This is a genomic window from Ralstonia sp. RRA, assembly GCF_037023145.1.
GTDB lineage: Bacteria > Pseudomonadota > Gammaproteobacteria > Burkholderiales > Burkholderiaceae > Ralstonia.
In genome coordinates, this window is record NZ_CP146091.1 from 2,990,629 (window position 1) to 3,008,404 (window position 17,776).

Consider the following 17,776-nt stretch of genomic DNA (forward strand, 5'->3'; position numbering starts at 1 on the left):
CGCGGCGTGGGGTGCCACCGGCAGCCGGACGTGCGCGGGCGCTTTGCCTGACTCAGTCCGCCTGCTTGCGCAGGAATGCCGGAATGTCGTACGTGTCGACGCCCTTTTCCTGCAGTGCTGCCACGTGCGCCGATGCCGACTCACGCGAGCTGCGCCACACGGCCGGGGTGTCGAAGCTGCTGTAGTCCGGCGCGGCCGCCACCGAATGACCCATGGCGCCACCGCCAAAGGCCACCGGCTGGTTGTCGGTACCGGTCTTCAGCAGCGTCATCGTCTGTTGCTGTTGTTGCTTGTTGCGTGCAGCGCGGCCCAGGCCCGTGGCCACCACGGTCACGCGCAGTGCGTCGCCCATGGCATCGTCGTAGACCGTACCGAAGATGACGGTAGCGTCTTCCGCGGCATAGCTGCGGATGGTGTTCATCACTTCCTTGGTCTCAGACAGCTTGAGCGAGCGGCTGGCCGTGATGTTGACCAGCACGCCGCGTGCGCCCGACAGGTCCACGCCTTCCAGCAGCGGGCTTGCCACAGCTTGCTCGGCGGCCAGGCGTGCACGGTCGACGCCGGACACGGTGGCCGTGCCCATCATCGCCTTGCCTTGTTCGCCCATCACGGTCTTCACGTCTTCAAAGTCGACGTTCACCAGACCATCGACGTTGATGATTTCTGCAATACCGGCCACAGCGTTGTGCAGCACGTCGTCGGCGCACTGGAAGCACTTGTCCATCTCGGCGTCGTCGCCCATGACTTCGAAGAGCTTTTCGTTGAGCACGACGATCAGCGAATCGACGTTGCCTTCCAGATCATTCGCGCCGGCTTCGCCCATCTTGGCGCGGCGTGCGCCTTCGAAGTCGAACGGCTTGGAGACCACGCCCACGGTCAGGATGCCCATTTCCTTGGCGATCTGTGCGACCACCGGAGCGGCGCCCGTGCCCGTGCCACCGCCCATACCGGCGGTGATGAAGACCATGTGCGCGCCGCGCAGTGCGTCGGCGATCTGCTCACGGGCTTCTTCTGCGCAGTGCTTGCCGACTTCCGGCTTGGCGCCCGCGCCCAGACCCGTGCTGCCCAGTTGCAGCACGCGCGAGGCGGTCGAGCGCTTGAGCGCTTGCGCATCGGTGTTCATGCAGATGAATTCCACGCCTTGCACGCCGCGGCTGATCATGTGCTGCACGGCGTTACCGCCCGCGCCGCCGACGCCGACCACCTTGATGATGGTGCCGTCCTGCATTTCCGTTTCAATCATGTCGAAGTCCATCGTTGCCTCCAGAAGTGATCAGTCCCAGACGATGCAGCCTCCCCGCCGCAACCCCTGGTTCCTGAACAAAAAACATCAAAACAAGAAACTCAACTTGCTCCCGTGTGTGAACACATCGGGGAGCGCATCGCCAATCCTCAGCACACGCGTGCTTAGAAATTGCCGATGAACCATTCCTTCATGCGCGTCCAGATCTGCTTGGCCGATCCGGACTGCACCACCACCTTGCGCCCGCGCATGCGTTGCACCCGGCCTTCCTGCAGCAGGCCCATCACCGTGGCGTAACGCGGGCTCTTCACCACCTCGTGCAGGTTGCCGCGGTACTCGGGCACACCTACCCGCACGGGCTTCAAGAACATGTCTTCACCCAGTTCAACCATGCCGGGCATCATGGCGGTGCCACCGGTGAGGACCACGCCGCTGGAGAGCAGTTCCTCGTAACCGGATTCGCGCACCACCTGGTGCACGAGCGAGAACAACTCTTCCACGCGCGGCTCGATCACAGCGGCCAGCGCCTGACGCGAGAGCGTGCGCGGGCCGCGGTCGCCCACGCCCGGCACGTCGATCATCTCGTCCGGATCGGCCAGCACCTGCTTGGCGATGCCGTACTGGACCTTGATGTCCTCGGCGTCCGGCGTCGGCGTGCGCAGAGCCATGGCGACGTCATTGGTGATCTGGTCGCCGGCGATGGGGATCACAGCCGTATGGCGGATCGCGCCTTCGCTGAAGATGGCGATGTCGGTCGTGCCGCTGCCGATGTCGACCAGCACCACGCCGAGTTCCTTTTCGTCTTCCGTCAGCACAGCCAGGCTCGACGCCAGCGGTTGCAGGATCAGGTCGTGCACCTCAAGCCCGCAGCGGCGCACACACTTGACGATGTTCTGCGCCGCGCTCACCGCGCCGGTCACGATGTGCACCTTCACCTCGAGGCGGATGCCGCTCATGCCGATCGGCTCGCGCACGTCTTCCTGACCGTCGATGATGAATTCCTGCGTGAGGATGTGCAGGATCTGCTGATCGGTCGGGATGTTGACGGCCTTGGCGGTCTCGATCACGCGGGCCACATCGGTGGAGGTGACTTCCTTGTCCTTGATCGCCACCATGCCGCTCGAATTGAAGCTGCGGATGTGGCTGCCGGCGATGCCCGTGAACACCTCGCCGATCTTGCAGTCAGCCATCAGCTCCGCTTCTTCGAGCGCTTTCTGGATCGACTGGACGGTCGCCTCGATATTGACGACCACGCCCTTCTTCAGCCCCTTCGATTCGGTCTGGCCCATGCCGATGACCTCGTAGGCGCCGTCGGGGCGCAGTTCGGCCACCACCGCCACTACCTTGGAGGTGCCGATGTCCAGCCCGACCAGAAGATCCTTGTATTCCTTGCTCATCGCGTTTTCTCTGTGCTTCGCGTTGCTTTGTTGTTGGCCACCGGCTTACCCCCCAGCGTGGCTTTCGGCTTTGCGGCACTGCTGGTGCCATTCGTGGTGCCGGGCAACTTGCCCCCCTTGGCCAGCACCGCAGCCTGCGCATCGGTCAGGAAGCGCACACCCGCCGCCCGAACCGCGAACCCGTTGGGGTAACGCAGATCGGCGTATTCAATCTGACCGCCCCAGCGCTGCGTTACCTGCGGCCACGCACGCACAAAGCGGCGGGCACGCGCGGCCAGCGCGGTGCGATCGTCATCATTCAACTCGCGGCCAAACTCGACGACCGTGCCGTTGGACAACCGCGCGCGCCACGCGTAGCGGTCGGTGAGCGTCACGCTCACGGGCTCGGTGTTCATCGGCTTGAACCACTCGGTCATGGTTTCCAGCTTGTCGACCACTTCCTGCTCGGTACCGTCGGGGCCGGCCAGGGCCACCAGATCAGCGTCGTCTTCCGCCTCGGCCAGGTTGGCAACGAAGACCTCGCCGTACGTGTTGACCAGCTTGCCGGAGTCGTTGCCGCCCCACGTGCCCAGCGCCTCATGCTCCTGCACTTCTACCAGTAGCCCGTTGGGCCACACGCGGCGCACGCTGGCGTGGCGCACCCAGGGCACGGATTCGAAGGCCTGACGCGCGTCGTCCAGGTTCAGCGTGAAGAAGTTGCCGCGCAGCTTGACCAACGCGTTGGCGCGAAGGCTCGGCGCGTTCACGTGGCGCATTTCGCTACCCGCCATCGGCATCACGCGGACCTGCTGCAACTGGAACATCGGACGCTGCATCAGCCAGACCGCCCCCACACCCAAGCCGCCAAGCGCGAGCAGTGCATACAGCGCACTCGCGACGGCGTTGAGGAGACGGGTGTTGTGCCACATAACGTTGTGCTGGCCGGTTCGGCTTACTCAGGTTTCCAATCGGTGCTTGCGTGCAGCTCCAGCGACGCGCTCGCCGCCAGTTGCAACACGAAATCTTCGTAGCTGATGCCCGCAGCGCGCGCGCCCATCGGCACCAGCGAATGGCCGGTCATGCCCGGCGACGTATTCATCTCCAGCAGGAACGGCGCGTTGTCAGACTTGCGCAGCATGATGTCGGCGCGGCCCCAGCCACGGCAGCCCAGCCCGCGATACGCCTGCACCACCAGCGACTGCACCTTGGCGGCCACGTCAGCCGGAATCGGTGCCGGGCACTCGTAGCGCGTGTCGTCGGTGAAGTACTTGTTCTGGTAGTCGTAGTTGGCCTGCGGCGCGACGATGCGGATGAGCGGCAACGCAGTCGCGCTCTCGCCTTCGCCGATCACGGGGCAGGTCAGTTCGTCGCCGTCGATGAACTGTTCGGCCATCACGTCGCGGTCCAGGCGCGCGGCCTTTTCGTAGGCGGCGGGCAACTCGGCAGCGCTCGTCACTTTGGTCAGGCCAATCGACGAACCTTCACGCGCCGGCTTGACGATCAGCGGCAGGCCCAGGCGGTCGGCCACGGCTTGCCAGTCGGCACCGGCGTGCAGCATCACGAAGTCGGGCGTGGGCAGGCCATGCGTTTGCCATTGACGCTTGGTGGCTTCCTTGTCCATTGCCAGCGCAGACGCGAGTACGCCACTACCGGTGTACGGAATGCCGAACTGCTCGAGCAGCCCCTGGATCGTGCCGTCTTCGCCAAAGCGGCCATGCAGGGAGATCACCACGCGATCAAAACCTTGCGTGGCCAAATCGGCTACCGGCTGCACACCCGGGTCAAACGGATGCGCATCCACGCCGCGCGAACGCAGCGCAGCCAGCACGCCGTTGCCCGACAACAAGGAAATCTCCCGCTCAGCCGAGCGCCCCCCCAGCAGCACGCCAACCTTGCCGAGGGACTTCGGATCAATCGTCGGATGCGGAACGAACGGACCGGTGCTCATGCTGCCGCGCCTCCATTCAGATCGACCACATTCGAGGCACGTACCTCGGCCTGCCGCGCAACCACCTGGCCCGGCACTTGCCCGATCGTCCCTGCACCCATGGTGATGACCACGTCGTTGTCCTGCGCCGCATCCAGAATGGCTTGCGGCATGTCTTCAATCTGTTCCACGAACACCGGCTCGATCTTGTTGGCCACGCGCAGCGCGCGGGTGAGCGCACGACCGTCGGCCGCCACGATGGGCGGTTCGCCTGCGGCGTACACCTCGGCCAGCAGCAGTGCGTCGACGGTGCCGAGCACCTTCACGAAATCTTCAAAGCAATCGCGCGTGCGGGTGTAGCGGTGCGGCTGGAAGGCCAGCACGAGGCGGCGATCCGGGAATGCACCACGGGCGGCAGCCAGCGTGGCGGCCATCTCGACCGGGTGGTGGCCGTAGTCGTCGATGAGCGTGAAGCGGCCCTTGCCGTCGGCGGTCGGCACTTCACCGTAGCGCTGGAAGCGGCGGCCCACGCCGTTGAATTCGGCCAGCGCCTTGACGATGGCCTCGTCCGGCACTTCCAGCTCGGTGGCGATGGCGATGGCGGCCAGCGCGTTCTGCACGTTGTGCAGGCCCGGCAGGTTCAACGTGATCGACAGCGGCGGCTCGGCGTGGCCGTTGAGCTGACGGATGACGGTGAATTCCATGCGGCCATCCACGGCGCGAGTATTGACGGCGCGCACCTGCGCATCTTCGGCAAAGCCATAGCGCACCACTGGCTTGGACACGAACGGCAGGATCTCGCGCACGTTCGGGTCATCCACGCACAACACGGCAATGCCGTAGAACGGCAGGCGCTGCGTGAACTCGATGAAGGCCTGCTTCAGGCGCGAGAAATCGTGCCCGTAGGTCTCCATGTGATCGGCATCGATGTTGGTGATGACTTCGATCACGGGGAACAGGTTAAGGAACGACGCGTCGGACTCGTCCGCCTCGGCGACGATGAAGTCGCCCGTGCCCAGCCGCGCGTTGGCGCCAGCGGAGTTCAGGCGACCACCGATCACGAAGGTCGGGTCCAGGCCGCCTTCGGCCAGTACAGAGGCGACCAGGCTGGTGGTCGTCGTCTTGCCGTGCGTGCCGGCAATGGCGATGCCCTGCTTGAGGCGCATCAGCTCGGCCAGCATCACCGCGCGCGGCACGATGGGGATGCGCTTGGCGCGCGCGGCCAGCACTTCCGGGTTGTCACCGCGCACGGCGGTGGAGACCACCACCGCGTTGGCGCCGATCACATGTTCCGGCGCATGGCCCTGCATGACGGTCGCGCCCAGCGAGGCGAGGCGCTGCGTCGCCGCGCTCGTTCCCAAGTCCGAGCCCGTCACGCGGTAGCCCAGATTCAGCAGCACCTCGGCGATGCCGCTCATGCCGGCGCCGCCGATGCCCACGAAATGGATGTTCTTAACGATGTGCTTCATCAGTCGATTCCTTCCCTATGCCCGTGCCACCGCAACACACACGTCGGCGACACGCTCGGCCGCTTCCGGCCTTGCCTGTTCACGTGCTTTAGCCGCCATATCGGCCAATTGCGCACGCGTCAGGGACGCGAGTGTATCTGCCAGCGAGGCCGGACCCAGTTCCGGCTGAGGCACCAACAAGGCCGCGCCGCGTTCGGACAGAAAGCGCGCGTTGGTGGTCTGGTGGTCGTCCACCGCATGCGGGAACGGCACGAACAACGCCGCGACACCCGCCGCAGCCACTTCAGAAACAGTCATTGCACCGGCGCGGCAGATCACGAGATCGGCACGCGCATAGGCAGCAGCCATGTCGTCGATGAAGGGCACGGCCTGCGCGTGCGTGTCATCAATGCCGGCGGCGGTGTAGTTGGCGCGCAGCATGTCGATCTGCTTGGCGCCGGCTTGGTGAATGACGATCGGGCGCGTGTCGGCGGGCAACAGCGCCAACGCCTTGGGCACCACGTCGTTGAGTGCGGCCGCACCCAGGCTGCCGCCCACCACCAGCACGCGCAGCGGGCCGGTGCGCTCCGCATAGCGCGCTTGCGGCGACGGCAGCGTCGCCAGATCCGCGCGGATCGGGTTGCCGACCCACTCGGCGCCGGCCAGCGCATTCGGGAATGCACACAGCACACGATCTGCCACGCGCGCGAGCACGCGATTGGCGAGGCCGGCAATCGAATTCTGTTCGTGCAGCACCAGCGGGCGGCCCAGCAGCACACTCATCATGCCGCCCGGGAAGGTGATGTAGCCGCCCATGCCCAGCACGACGTTCGGACGTACACGGCGCACGACGCCCAGGCTTTGCCAGAACGCCCGCAGCAGATTCAGCGGCAGCAGGAACTTGGTGACGAGGCCCTTGCCGCGCAAGCCACCAAACTGCACCGATTCCAGCGGAAAACCGTGCTTGGGCACGAGTTGGCCTTCCATGCCGTTTGCATTGCCGAGCCACACCACCTTCCAGCCACGCGCGGCCAGCAGCTTGGCCACCGACAACGCGGGGAAGATGTGGCCGCCCGTACCGCCGGCCATGACGAGAAGGGTGCGCGGCGCGTTGGCCGTCATACCTTGCCCCCACGCATCAACACGCGATTCTCGTAGTCGATACGCAGCAACAGCGCGACCGCCACGCAGTTCATCAAAATGCCCGAGCCGCCGTAGCTCACCAGCGGCAGCGTCAGCCCCTTGGTCGGCAACAAGCCCAGGTTCACACCCATGTTGATGAACGCCTGCCAGCCGATCCAGATCCCCAAGCCCTTGGCGACCAGGCCAGCGAACGTGCGGTCGAGCTGCAGCGCGGTACGGCCGATCTCGAATGCGCGGCGCACCATCCAGTAGAACAGCAGGATCACGATCAGCACGCCGATGAAGCCGAGCTCCTCGCCGATCACCGCGAGGATGAAGTCGGTGTGCGCTTCGGGCAGGTAGTGCAGCTTCTCGATGCTGCCGCCCAGGCCGACGCCGGTCCACTCGCCGCGGCCGAAGGCGATAAGCGAGTGCGTGAGTTGGTACGCCTTGCCCTGCGCGTATTCCTCTTGCCACGGATTCAGGTACGCGAAAATCCGCTCACGCCGCCACGGCGACAGCAGCACCAGCAGCGAGAACGTCGACACCGCCGTCAGCACCAGCCCGCCGAACAGCTTGCCGTTCACGCCGCCCAGGAACAGGATGCCCATGGCCACCGCCGCGATCACCAGGAACGCGCCCATGTCGGGCTCCAGCAGCAGCAGCGCACCCACGAAGGCCACCGCCACGCCCATCGGCAGGAAGCCTTTGCGCACGCTCTGCATCCAGTCCTGCTTGCGCACCGTGTAGTTGGCGGCGTACAGCACCACCGCCAGCTTCATCAACTCCGACGGCTGGAAGTTCATGATGCCCAGCGGCAACCAGCGTCGCGCGCCGTTCACGCCCTTGCCCACATGCGGGACCAGCACAATGATCAGCAACACCAGCGCGATGATGAACAGCTTGGGCGCGTACTTGTCCCAGAACTTGATCGGAATCTGAAATGCCACGACCGCGCCGATCACGCCGATCAGCAGCGAGAACATGTGGCGCGTCAGAAAGTGACCGTTGCTGTAGTTCGCATATTTGGGCGAATCCGGCAGCGCAATCGACGCCGAATACACCATCACCAAGCCAAGACCCAGCAGCACGATCGCCACCCACATCAGCGGCTGGTCGTACTCCATCATCTTGGAGCGCGTCGGCTTGACGCCCGAGACGGCGTCGCGCAAGCCGCCCCACGCATTGCCGATGGTCGCGCCGATGAAGCCGCTGCGTTTGATCTGGGTGTCGCTCATAGGAGGACTCCTCGGTCGGCGGCGAGCGCCACCACGGCTTCATGGAATACCTGCGCGCGGTGTTCGTAGTTGCGGAACATGTCGAAGCTCGCACACGCCGGCGACAGCAGCACCGCATCGCCCGGCTGCGCGCGTGCGGCAGCTTCCTGTACAGCGGCTTCCAGCGTCGGTGCGTCAACCAGCGTGACACCGGTATTGGCCAGTGCCTCGCGGATCAGCGGTGCATCGCGCCCGATCAGGACGACGGCGCGCGCGTACTGCGCGACCGGCGCGGCCAGCGGCGAGAAGTCCTGCCCCTTGCCATCGCCGCCAGCGATCAGCACCACGTGCTTGGACAGGCCTGAGAGCGCCGCCACCGTCGCGCCGACGTTGGTGCCCTTGCTGTCGTCAAAGAATTCGATGTCATCAAACGCGGCGATCAGCTCCACGCGGTGTGGCTCGCCGGCGTAATCGCGCAGGCCGTGCAGCAGCGCGCTCACCGGCAGACCGATGGCGCGGCACAGTGCCAGCGCGGCCATCGCGTTGGTGGCGTTGTGCAAGCCGCGAATGCGTAGCGCGTCGGCAGGCATCAGGCGCTTCAGACGCACTGGCACCGGCGCGGCGGGCGTGGTATCGCCCTTCTTTCGGCGGACCGGCTTTGTCGGCAGATCATCCTCATCGGCTTCTGCCAGCACGATCCACGGCATACCGCCTTCGCGCAGCAGGCCGAGTGCATCGGGGGTAGTCGGCTCGTCCGTGCCGAACGTGATGTCGCCGCCCTTGCTCGCGAACGCCATCACACCGGCGTCCTGACGGTTCAGCACACGCACGGTGTTGGCGCCGAAGATGCGGCCCTTGGCAGCCGCGTAGGCTTCCATCGTGCCGTGCCAATCGAGGTGATCCTGCGTGATGTTCAGGATGGTCGCGGCGTCGGCATCCAGCGTGTGCGTGGTTTCCAGCTGGAAGCTGGAAAGCTCCAGCACCCACACGTCCGGCAGCGTGCCGGCGTCAACACACTCGGTGAGCTTGTCCAGCGCCGACGGGCTGATATTGCCCGCCACGCCAACGGTCTTGCCGGCGCGCTCAGCCAAAGCGCCGGTGAGCGCAGTGGTCGTCGTCTTGCCGTTGGTACCGGTGATGGCCAGCACGCGCGGTGCGTAGCCCTGCGCGGACTTGAGGCCGGCGAGTGCACGTGCAAACAGTTCGATCTCGCCCCACACCGGCACGGCGCGCTCTTTAGCGGCGGCCAGCAGCGCAGCGACGTTGGCGTCCAGCGGCGACAGCCCCGGGCTGATCGCCACCAGCGTCACGCCTTCCAACAACGACACGGCAAACGGGCCGCTCACGAATTCCGCATCCGGCACATGCGCACGCAGCGTCGGCAGATTGGCGGGCGCCTCGCGCGTGTCGGCCACGCGCACCCGTGCACCGTGGCGTGCGCACCAGCGCGCCATCGCCAGGCCGGATTCGCCCAGGCCGAGCACCAGCACGAAAGGTGCATCGAACTCGCCGAACATGCGCGGTTCTTGCGCTGTCTCGGCGGCAGGCATCGGCTCAGTAGAGTCGAACGTGACGGCCACGGCCTCCACGTCCGCACCCACGACGGACTCAGCCGCCACTTCCGTCAGCGTCGGCTCCATGTCGTCGTCGGGATGGGCGATGGTTTCAGTCATGTCCGTGCTCATCGCAGCTTCAGGGTCGACAGGCCGATCAGCACCAGCATCATGGTGATGACCCAGAAGCGCACGACCACCTGCGTCTCCTTCCAGCCGGAGAGCTCGAAGTGGTGGTGCAGCGGCGCCATGCGGAAGAGGCGTCGGCCCTCGCCGTAACGCTTCTTGGTGAACTTGAACCACGTCACCTGCAGCATCACCGAGAGGGTCTCGACCACAAAGATGCCGCCCATGATGAACAGCACGATCTCCTGGCGCACGATCACGGCGATGGTGCCGAGCGCCCCGCCCAGTGCCAGCGCGCCGACGTCACCCATGAACACCTGCGCCGGATGCGCGTTAAACCACAGGAAGGCAAGCCCTGCCCCGGCCATCGCCGAGCAGAAGATCAGCAGCTCGCCTGCGCCCGGAATGTGCGGGAACAGCAGGTACTTGCTGTAGACCGCGCTGCCCATCACGTAAGCGAAGATGCCGAGCGCGCTGCCCACCAGCACCACGGGCATGATGACGAGGCCGTCCAGGCCATCCGTCAAATTCACGGCGTTACTGGAACCAACGATGACGAGGTACGTGAGGATGATGAAGCCGAACACGCCCAGCGGGTAGCTGACTTCCTTGAAGAACGGCACGATCAGGTGCGACTTGGCCGGCAGGTTGATCGACAGGCCGCTGCGCACCCAGTCCAGGAACAGTTCGAGCACGCGCATGTTGCTGGTCTCGGACACCGAGAACGCCAGGTACGCGGCAGCAAACAGGCCGATCACGGTCTGCCAGAAGAACTTCTCGCGCGAGGACATGCCCTTCGGGTCGCGGTGCACGACCTTGCGGTAATCATCCACCCAGCCGATGGCGCCGTAGCCGAGCGTGACGAGCAGCACGATCCAGATGAAGCGGTTGCCCCAGTCGGCCCACAGCAGCGTGGACACGGCAATGCCGATGAGCACCAGCACACCGCCCATGGTGGGCGTGCCGGCCTTGACCAGGTGGGTCTGCGGACCGTAGCTGCGCACGGCCTGGCCGACCTTCATTTCCGTCAGGCGACGGATCACCCACGGCCCGAACCCGAGGCCGATCACCAGCGCCGTGAGGGACGCCATCACGGCCCGGAACGTCAGATAGTTGAAGACGCGCAGGAAGCCGTAGTCGTTCTGCAGCCATTGCGCCAATGCCAATAACATGGGTTCTTGCTTCCCTTAATGCTTCTGTTGCGTGGTGGAATCTGCCGGCGATGCTGCAGCCGGGTCTTTCAAGACCAGCGCTTCGACAATGCGTTCCATCCGCATGAAGCGCGAGCCCTTCACCAATACCGTTGCGCCCGGTGCAATGTCCGGCACGCCTTGTTCTATCAATGCTTCGGCTGATGCGAAATGCCGTGCGCCGGCGCCAAACGCATCCACCGTGTGTTTTGCCAGTTCGCCCGTTGCGAGCACCGCATCGATGCCGTGCTCGCGCGCATACGCGCCAATCTCTTCGTGGAATGCCGGGCCTTGCGAACCAACCTCGCCCATGTCGCCCAGCACCAACCAGCGCGGTGCCGGCAGCGTCATCAGCGCGTCAATGGCCGCACGCACGGAATCCGGATTCGCGTTGTACGTGTCGTCGATGACGAGACCGCCGCGGGCGCCCGGCTTGCGCTGCAGCCGGCCCTTGACCGGTGCGAAGTTGCTCAGCGCCTGCGCGATCACCTGGGGCGCAACACCCGCCGCCAGCGCACACGCGGTGGCCGCCAGCGCATTGCGCGCGTTGTGCACGCCAAGCAGCGGCAGCGTGAAGGCGAAGTGTTGCCCCGGCGCTTGCACATCCATGTGCTGACCGTTGGCGGTGTCCGTCACCACACTGGTCACCGCGCCCGCTTCGATACCGAAATCCAGCACGCGGCGCGATCCGGCCGCCGCTTGCCACACGGGTGCGTATTCACCACCGTTGGCCGCATCACGCGGAAACACCGCCACGCCATCGGCCGGCAACGCGGCCAGCACGGCGGCATGCTCTTCGGCCACCGCTTCCACGCTGACCATGAACTCCTGGTGCTCGCGCTGCGCGTTGTTGATCATCGCCACGGTCGGCTGTGCAATGGCGGCCAGCACCGCCGTCTCGCCTGGGTGGTTCATGCCGAGCTCAAGCACAGCGAGCTTGTGCTGCGCGTTCAGGCGGAACAGCGTGAGCGGCAAGCCGATGTCGTTGTTGAAGTTGCCGGCGGTCGCCAGGCGGGCGTCTTCGCCCACGGCCTGCGCGAAGATCGCAGAGATCATCTCCTTGACCGTCGTTTTACCGTTACTGCCCGTGACGGCCACCACCGGAATCGGGAACTGACGGCGCCAGCCAGCGGCAAGCTGCCCCAGCGCAATACGCGTGTCGGCCACCGTCAGCACGGCGACGTTGCTCACATCCAGCGTGCCCGGCAGCGCGCGCGACACCAGCACCGCGGCGGCGCCACGCGCAATCACATCCGGCAGGAAGTCGTGCGCATCGAAACGTTCGCCGATCAGCGCGACGAACAGGTCGCCGGGCTCGACAGCACGGCTATCGGTCGTCACGCGACGGATGGCAGCGTCCGGGCCGACGAGGTGTGCGCCGGCCATCCAGGCAGCGGCGTCAGTGGCTTGCATCATCACGGTTTGGGCGGCGCTCATGCGTTCACCCCGCGGGCGGCCAGTGCCAGGCGCACGTGTTCCTGATCGGAGAACGGACGCTTGCGGCCCGCAATCTCCTGCGTCGATTCATGTCCCTTGCCGGCCACGACGATCACGTCGTGGGCATCGGCGTGGCGCACCGCGTGCAGGATGGCCGCAGCGCGGTCTTCGATCTGCGCCGCGGCGCGCGGGTTGTCCATGCCGTCAGAAATCTCGTCGAGGATGTGTTGCGGGTCTTCGCTGCGCGGGTTGTCGGAAGTCAGCACCACGTGCTGCGCCAGCCGCTCGGCGATACCGCCCATCTGCGGGCGCTTGCCGGGGTCACGATCACCGCCGCAGCCGAACACGGCCCACAGCTTGCCGCCGCGTGCCTCGGTAATCGGCGCGAGTGCACGCAGCGTCTGCTCCAGCGCGTCGGGCGTGTGGGCGTAATCGACTACCACCAGCGGGCCGTCTTCGCCGCCGAAGCGCTCCATGCGGCCGCTCACCGGCTGCAGCTTTTCCAGGCGCGCGATGGCGTCCTGCCACGGCACGCCGGCCGCCAGCAAGGCGCCCAGCACACCCAGCAGATTCGAGACGTTGAACAGGCCGACCGTCGGCGCATGCACCGTCGCGTGGCCAAACGAACCGTCCACATCGAAGGTCGTGCCGGTGCGATGTGCACGCACGTTGGTGGCACGCAGCCAGTGCTTGGCGCCGTGCTGCGAGGCCGCGTCGCCATCGATACCGTATTCGATGGTCTCGATACCGGCGCGGGCGTTTTGCAGCAACCGCACGCCGGCCGCGTCGTCGCGGTTGATGACGGCGGCACGCAAACCCTGCCAGTTGAACAGACGCGCCTTGGCGAGCTCGTACTCGGCCATGGTGCCGTGGTAGTCGAGGTGGTCTTGCGTGAGGTTGGTGAACACCGCGATATCGAAACGCGTACCGTCCACGCGGCCTTGCTCCAGGCCGTGCGATGACACCTCCATCGCGATGGCGCGCGCGCCGGCATGGTGCAGATCGGCCAGGCTGTGCTGAAGCTGGATGGCATCCGGCGTGGTGAAGCCGGTGGCCACCAGCGCATCGACAAACCCGGTGCCGAGCGTACCCACCACTGCGCAACGCTCGCCCTGCTTGGTGAGCGCCTGCGCGATCCACTGCGAGCACGACGTCTTGCCGTTGGTGCCCGTCACGCCAATCACACGCAGCGTATCCGGCCCGGGCACGCTATACCACTGCGCAGCCAGCGGCCCAGCCAGCTCAGCCAAGCCGTCCACCGGCAGGATGCGCACCGGTGCATCGGCCGGCATCGCGTAGCCGTGCGCTTCGGCCAGCACGGCGGATGCGCCGGCCGCGATGGCCTGCGGAATATGCGGGCGCCCGTCGCCATGCTGACGCACGTTGCCCAGCACGTAGGCGACAAACACATCGCCTGTCTTGAGCTTGCGCGTGTCGCTGGTGATGTCGGCCCCGGCCGGCACCTGCGCACGCAGCCAGTCCAGCACCGGCGTGAGGCGCGCGGCAATGGATGGGCGATCCGAGTTCGGTAAGGCTGTCATTGCAGCCCCCCCACAGGTTCTTCCGGCACTTCCGGAGACATCACGAGCTGACGCACGGGCGAATCCGGCGGCACGTTCAAGGCGCGCAGGGTGCCGCCCACGATCTGAGAGAACACTGGGCCGGCCGCCCCGCCGCCGTAGCGGTTACCCACCGTGGGCTCGTCCACGCTCACCGCCACGATGATGCGCGGGTTCGACATCGGCGCCAGGCCAATAAACGAGGCGCGATACTTGGAGCGGTCATAGCCGCGGCCGGTGTGCTTCCAGGCCGTGCCGGTCTTGCCGCCCACGCGGTAACCCATCACCTGCGCTTGGGGTGCGGTACCGCCAGGCGCCGTCACCGTTTCCAGCATCTGACGGACTTGCCGCGCCACCTCCGGCGAGATCACGCGCTCGCCCTGCGGCGGCTGACCATTGGTGCGGTACATGGTGATCGGGATCAGCTCGCCATCGTGCGCGAAGATCGTGTACGCATGGGCAATCTGGAACAGCGACACCGACAGGCCGTAGCCATACGACATGGTCGCCTGCTCGATGCGGCGCCATTTGTTGGCCGGCCGCAGGCGCCCGGCCACCGCGCCCGGAAAGCCGATCTTGGGCGCCTGACCCAGGCCAACGCTGGTGAACATGTCCCACATTTCCTGTGGCTTGAGCGTCATCGCGATCTTGGTCGTGCCGATGTTGCTCGAGTGCTGGATGACCTGCGCGACCGTCAGCGTGCCGTAGTTGCTGGTGTCGGAAATGGTCGCGCCTTCAAAGTTGAATTTGCCGTTGGTCTGCACCAGCGTGGTGGGCGTCACGCGCTTGAGCTGCAGCGCCAGGCTGATGGTGATCGGCTTCATCATCGAGCCAGGCTCGAAGGTGTCGGTCAGCACGCGGTTGCGCAACTGCTCGCCCGACAGACGGGTGCGATCGTTCGGGTTGTAGGTCGGATAGTTCGCCAGTGCCAGCACTTCACCGGTCTGGGCGTCCAGCACGATGGCGCTGGCTGCCTTGGCATGGGTGCGCTCGATGGCGGCCTTCAGTTCATTGAAGGTCAGATACTGGATCTTGGCGTCGATCGATAGCGTCTGATCGTGGCCGTCGCGCGGCGCCTTGAGCACACCCACGTCTTCTACCACGCGGCCGAGGCGGTCCTTGATCACCTGACGCTGGCCGGCCGCACCCGCGAGGTCCACCTCGCGCGCCAGTTCCATGCCTTCCTGGCCCTTGTCCTCAACGTTGGTAAAGCCGACGATGTGTGCCATCGCCTCCCCTTCCGGGTAGAAGCGCTTGTACTCACGTGTCTGATAGATACCGTCGATTTTGAGCGCGGCAATCTGGTCGGCCACCTCGGGCAGCACTTGGCGCTTGAGGTAGACGAAGCCCTTGTCTTCGCCCAGCTTGGTGGCCAGTTCCTTATTGTTCATGCCGAGCAGCTTGGCGAGCTTCTGCATGTCGGTGCCGGGCACGTCGTTCGGAACGTCTTCCGGCACGGCCCAGACGGCCTTCACCGGCAGGCTGGTAGCGAGCACCAAACCGTTACGGTCAAGGATCTTGCCGCGCGTGGCCGGCAACTCCAACGTGCGTTGGAAGCGCTTCTTGCCTTCGGCCTCGTAGAAGCGGTTGCCCGGGCCCTGAATCCACAACGCACGACCGATCAGCGCTATGAACGCCGCGAACATCAGGAAGACGACCAGCTTCGAGCGCCACATCGGCAGGCGCAGGCCCAGCACTGGGCTGGCGGAGAACTGGCCCAGGCGCGCGCGCGCCGTGGTGCCGTTGGATTTGCGTGCGCCGCTCATGGCTGTACTCCTGAAGCCGTGGGCGCGCTGGCCGGCGTGGCAGGCGCCACTGGCACATCGGCAAACCCCTGCAGATACTGCGTACGACCCGCCTGCGCGGGCGACATCTTCAATTGCTTGCTCGCAATGTCAGCAATGCGAGCGCTCTTGCCCAGCGCGCTCTGCTCATATTGCAAGCGCGACCAGTCGGTGTTGAGTTGCTTTTCTTCCGCCTGCGCGCGATCCAGCGCGACAAACAGTTGCCGCGCCTGATGCTGCGAACTGACCAGCGACAGTGCACACAGCACCAGCGCAGTCAGCAGGAACATGTTCAGGCGGTTCATGGCGTGCGTCTCCGTCGGCTCAGCAGCGCTCGGCCACGCGCATGATGGCCGAGCGCGCACGCGGATTGGCCGACACCTCGGCCTCCGACGGCTTCACACGGCCCAGCAAGCGCAACTGCGGCGCCGGCAGCTCATGCGCACGCAGCGGCATCCGACGCATTTCCGGCGCGGCGGATTGCTCCGGGCGCGCCAGGGCCTGCATGAAGCGCTTGACGATGCGGTCTTCCAGCGAATGGAAGCTGATCACGACGAGACGTCCCCCTTGTTCCAGGCGATCAAAGGCAGCCTTCAGACCGGTTTCGAGGTCCGCAAGCTCTTGATTGACGTGAATCCGTAAAGCTTGAAAGGTGCGGGTCGCAGGGTCTTGACCCTTCTCGCGTGTCTTGACGGCTTGCGCCACGAGCGCGGCAAGCTCGGATGTGCGATCGAGAGGACCTCGATCCCCGGATTGGCCCCGGCGAGCAACAATCGCCTTTGCAATCTGTACAGCAAACCGTTCTTCCCCATAGTCCCGTATCACCCTCGCAATGTCGCGCTCATCAGCCTCGGCCAGCCATTGGGCTGCGGTGATGCCGCGCGTGGTGTCCATCCGCATGTCGAGCGGGCCATCCATCCGGAACGAGAAGCCACGTGCGCCTTCGTCGATCTGCGGCGAGCTGATGCCCAGATCGAGCAGCACGCCAGCCACCCGCTCCACGCCGCGCGCATCCAGGCACTGGGCCATCTGCGCGAAGCTGTCATGCTCAATAGCGAAGCGGGCATCCTGGATGGTGCCCGCTTCGGAGATTGCTGCCGGGTCCTTGTCGAAGGCGACAAGTCTGCCGCCGGGCCCCAGCCGTTCCAGGATGAGTCGGCTGTGCCCGCCTCTCCCGAAGGTTCCGTCTATATAGATGCCGTCGTCGCGCCAGATCAGCGCGTCGACCGCTTCGTCTAAGAGCACCGTTTGATGGCGCAGTCCCGTACTGGCTTGGGTTGTCATCTCGCGTCATCAAAAGGAGAAATTCTTGAGGGCGTCGGGCATGCCTTGCGCCATGGCGGCTTGCTCCTTCGCGGTGTACGTGGCGGCGTCCCAGACTTCGAAGTGGCTGCCCATGCCGAGCAGCATCACGTCGCGTTCAAGGGAAGCCGCGGTGCGTAGTTCCGGGGTAATGAGGACGCGGCCGGCGGTATCGAGCTCCACGTCAGCGGCGCTGCCCAGGAAGATCCGCTTCCACCAGTGGGCTTCCATCGGCAGCGCGGCAATGCGCTCGCGAAAGCGTTCCCACTCCGGGCGCGGAAACAGCATGAGGCAGCCGTCCGGGTGCTTGGTCACAGTCACCCGGCCCTCGGCCTGCAGCTGAAGCGCTTCGCGGTGCCGCGACGGAATGGACATCCGCCCCTTGGCATCCAGCGTCAGCGCCGACGCACCCTGGAACACGTTGGATTCTCTCTCCGGACAGCGGCGACGTTCACGATCGCGCCGTCAACTGGGCCACAAAACAGCCTCTTC

General features: G+C 65.6%; 15 protein-coding genes. All 15 read right to left on the reverse strand.

Translation table 11 applies throughout. The features are described from left to right. Positions 1 to 52 precede the first annotated feature (52 nt). The gene (gene ftsZ, locus V6657_RS14385; RefSeq protein ID WP_048933135.1) at positions 53 to 1,255 is read right to left on the reverse strand and encodes a cell division protein FtsZ; all 1,203 of its coding nucleotides are present in this window, start codon (positions 1,253 to 1,255) and stop codon (positions 53 to 55) included. A 152-nt stretch (positions 1,256 to 1,407) separates the two neighbouring features. Next, positions 1,408 to 2,640, reverse strand: coding sequence for a cell division protein FtsA (ftsA, locus tag V6657_RS14390; protein WP_021196099.1), 1,233 nt, complete (start codon positions 2,638 to 2,640; stop codon positions 1,408 to 1,410). Further along, complete coding sequence (locus V6657_RS14395; RefSeq protein ID WP_048933136.1) at positions 2,637 to 3,548, reverse strand: cell division protein FtsQ/DivIB; 912 nt, start codon at positions 3,546 to 3,548, stop codon at positions 2,637 to 2,639. Before V6657_RS14395 ends, ftsA begins: the two co-directional genes overlap by 4 nt. A 23-nt stretch (positions 3,549 to 3,571) precedes the next feature. Next, positions 3,572 to 4,567: a D-alanine--D-alanine ligase gene (locus tag V6657_RS14400; protein ID WP_048933137.1), complete on the reverse strand. Its 996-nt coding sequence runs from the start codon at positions 4,565 to 4,567 to the stop codon at positions 3,572 to 3,574. Further along, the gene (murC, locus tag V6657_RS14405) at positions 4,564 to 6,015 is read right to left on the reverse strand and encodes a UDP-N-acetylmuramate--L-alanine ligase (protein ID WP_048933138.1); all 1,452 of its coding nucleotides are present in this window, start codon (positions 6,013 to 6,015) and stop codon (positions 4,564 to 4,566) included. The genes V6657_RS14400 and murC overlap by 4 nt, the downstream gene beginning before the upstream one ends. Positions 6,016 to 6,030: 15 nt before the next feature. After that, positions 6,031 to 7,116 (reverse strand): undecaprenyldiphospho-muramoylpentapeptide beta-N-acetylglucosaminyltransferase, encoded by a 1,086-nt coding sequence (gene murG / locus V6657_RS14410; RefSeq protein ID WP_048933139.1) that lies wholly within the window; start codon positions 7,114 to 7,116, stop codon positions 6,031 to 6,033. Beyond that, positions 7,113 to 8,354, reverse strand: coding sequence for a putative lipid II flippase FtsW (gene ftsW / locus V6657_RS14415; RefSeq protein WP_048933140.1), 1,242 nt, complete (start codon positions 8,352 to 8,354; stop codon positions 7,113 to 7,115). The genes murG and ftsW overlap by 4 nt, the downstream gene beginning before the upstream one ends. Then, positions 8,351 to 9,850 (reverse strand): UDP-N-acetylmuramoyl-L-alanine--D-glutamate ligase, encoded by a 1,500-nt coding sequence (gene murD / locus V6657_RS14420; RefSeq protein WP_171017966.1) that lies wholly within the window; start codon positions 9,848 to 9,850, stop codon positions 8,351 to 8,353. The genes ftsW and murD overlap by 4 nt, the downstream gene beginning before the upstream one ends. Positions 9,851 to 10,014: 164 nt before the next feature. Beyond that, complete coding sequence (mraY, locus tag V6657_RS14425) at positions 10,015 to 11,184, reverse strand: phospho-N-acetylmuramoyl-pentapeptide-transferase (RefSeq protein ID WP_048933141.1); 1,170 nt, start codon at positions 11,182 to 11,184, stop codon at positions 10,015 to 10,017. A gap of 15 nt (positions 11,185 to 11,199) precedes the next feature. Next, positions 11,200 to 12,639, reverse strand: coding sequence for a UDP-N-acetylmuramoyl-tripeptide--D-alanyl-D-alanine ligase (gene murF / locus V6657_RS14430; protein WP_048933142.1), 1,440 nt, complete (start codon positions 12,637 to 12,639; stop codon positions 11,200 to 11,202). Next, complete coding sequence (locus V6657_RS14435; RefSeq protein ID WP_048933143.1) at positions 12,636 to 14,180, reverse strand: UDP-N-acetylmuramoyl-L-alanyl-D-glutamate--2,6-diaminopimelate ligase; 1,545 nt, start codon at positions 14,178 to 14,180, stop codon at positions 12,636 to 12,638. Before V6657_RS14435 ends, murF begins: the two co-directional genes overlap by 4 nt. After that, the gene (locus V6657_RS14440; protein ID WP_048933144.1) at positions 14,177 to 15,964 is read right to left on the reverse strand and encodes a penicillin-binding protein 2; all 1,788 of its coding nucleotides are present in this window, start codon (positions 15,962 to 15,964) and stop codon (positions 14,177 to 14,179) included. Before V6657_RS14440 ends, V6657_RS14435 begins: the two co-directional genes overlap by 4 nt. Next, positions 15,961 to 16,287, reverse strand: a complete 327-nt coding sequence (ftsL, locus tag V6657_RS14445; RefSeq protein WP_048933145.1) for a cell division protein FtsL — start codon at positions 16,285 to 16,287, stop codon at positions 15,961 to 15,963. Before ftsL ends, V6657_RS14440 begins: the two co-directional genes overlap by 4 nt. 19 nt (positions 16,288 to 16,306) lie before the next feature. After that, a complete protein-coding gene (gene rsmH, locus V6657_RS14450) occupies positions 16,307 to 17,266 on the reverse strand; it encodes a 16S rRNA (cytosine(1402)-N(4))-methyltransferase RsmH (protein WP_048933146.1) in 960 nt (319 codons plus the stop codon). A 9-nt stretch (positions 17,267 to 17,275) separates the two neighbouring features. Beyond that, positions 17,276 to 17,704 (reverse strand): division/cell wall cluster transcriptional repressor MraZ, encoded by a 429-nt coding sequence (mraZ, locus tag V6657_RS14455; RefSeq protein WP_024979191.1) that lies wholly within the window; start codon positions 17,702 to 17,704, stop codon positions 17,276 to 17,278. Between the last annotated feature and the right edge of the window lie 72 nt (positions 17,705 to 17,776).

Excerpts from the sequence above, each read along its gene's own strand:
- ftsZ (WP_048933135.1), bottom strand. The coding sequence starts at position 1,255 with ATGGACTTCGACATGATTGAAACGGAAATGCAGGACGGCACCATCATC.
- ftsA (WP_021196099.1), bottom strand. The coding sequence starts at position 2,640 with ATGAGCAAGGAATACAAGGATCTTCTGGTCGGGCTGGACATCGGCACC.
- V6657_RS14395 (WP_048933136.1), bottom strand. The coding sequence starts at position 3,548 with ATGTGGCACAACACCCGTCTCCTCAACGCCGTCGCGAGTGCGCTGTAT.
- V6657_RS14400 (WP_048933137.1), bottom strand. The coding sequence starts at position 4,567 with ATGAGCACCGGTCCGTTCGTTCCGCATCCGACGATTGATCCGAAGTCC.
- murC (WP_048933138.1), bottom strand. The coding sequence starts at position 6,015 with ATGAAGCACATCGTTAAGAACATCCATTTCGTGGGCATCGGCGGCGCC.
- murG (WP_048933139.1), bottom strand. The coding sequence starts at position 7,116 with ATGACGGCCAACGCGCCGCGCACCCTTCTCGTCATGGCCGGCGGTACG.
- ftsW (WP_048933140.1), bottom strand. The coding sequence starts at position 8,354 with ATGAGCGACACCCAGATCAAACGCAGCGGCTTCATCGGCGCGACCATC.
- murD (WP_171017966.1), bottom strand. The coding sequence starts at position 9,850 with ATGTTCGGCGAGTTCGATGCACCTTTCGTGCTGGTGCTCGGCCTGGGC.
- mraY (WP_048933141.1), bottom strand. The coding sequence starts at position 11,184 with ATGTTATTGGCATTGGCGCAATGGCTGCAGAACGACTACGGCTTCCTG.
- murF (WP_048933142.1), bottom strand. The coding sequence starts at position 12,639 with ATGAGCGCCGCCCAAACCGTGATGATGCAAGCCACTGACGCCGCTGCC.
- V6657_RS14435 (WP_048933143.1), bottom strand. The coding sequence starts at position 14,180 with ATGACAGCCTTACCGAACTCGGATCGCCCATCCATTGCCGCGCGCCTC.
- V6657_RS14440 (WP_048933144.1), bottom strand. The coding sequence starts at position 15,964 with ATGAGCGGCGCACGCAAATCCAACGGCACCACGGCGCGCGCGCGCCTG.
- ftsL (WP_048933145.1), bottom strand. The coding sequence starts at position 16,287 with ATGAACCGCCTGAACATGTTCCTGCTGACTGCGCTGGTGCTGTGTGCA.
- rsmH (WP_048933146.1), bottom strand. The coding sequence starts at position 17,266 with ATGACAACCCAAGCCAGTACGGGACTGCGCCATCAAACGGTGCTCTTA.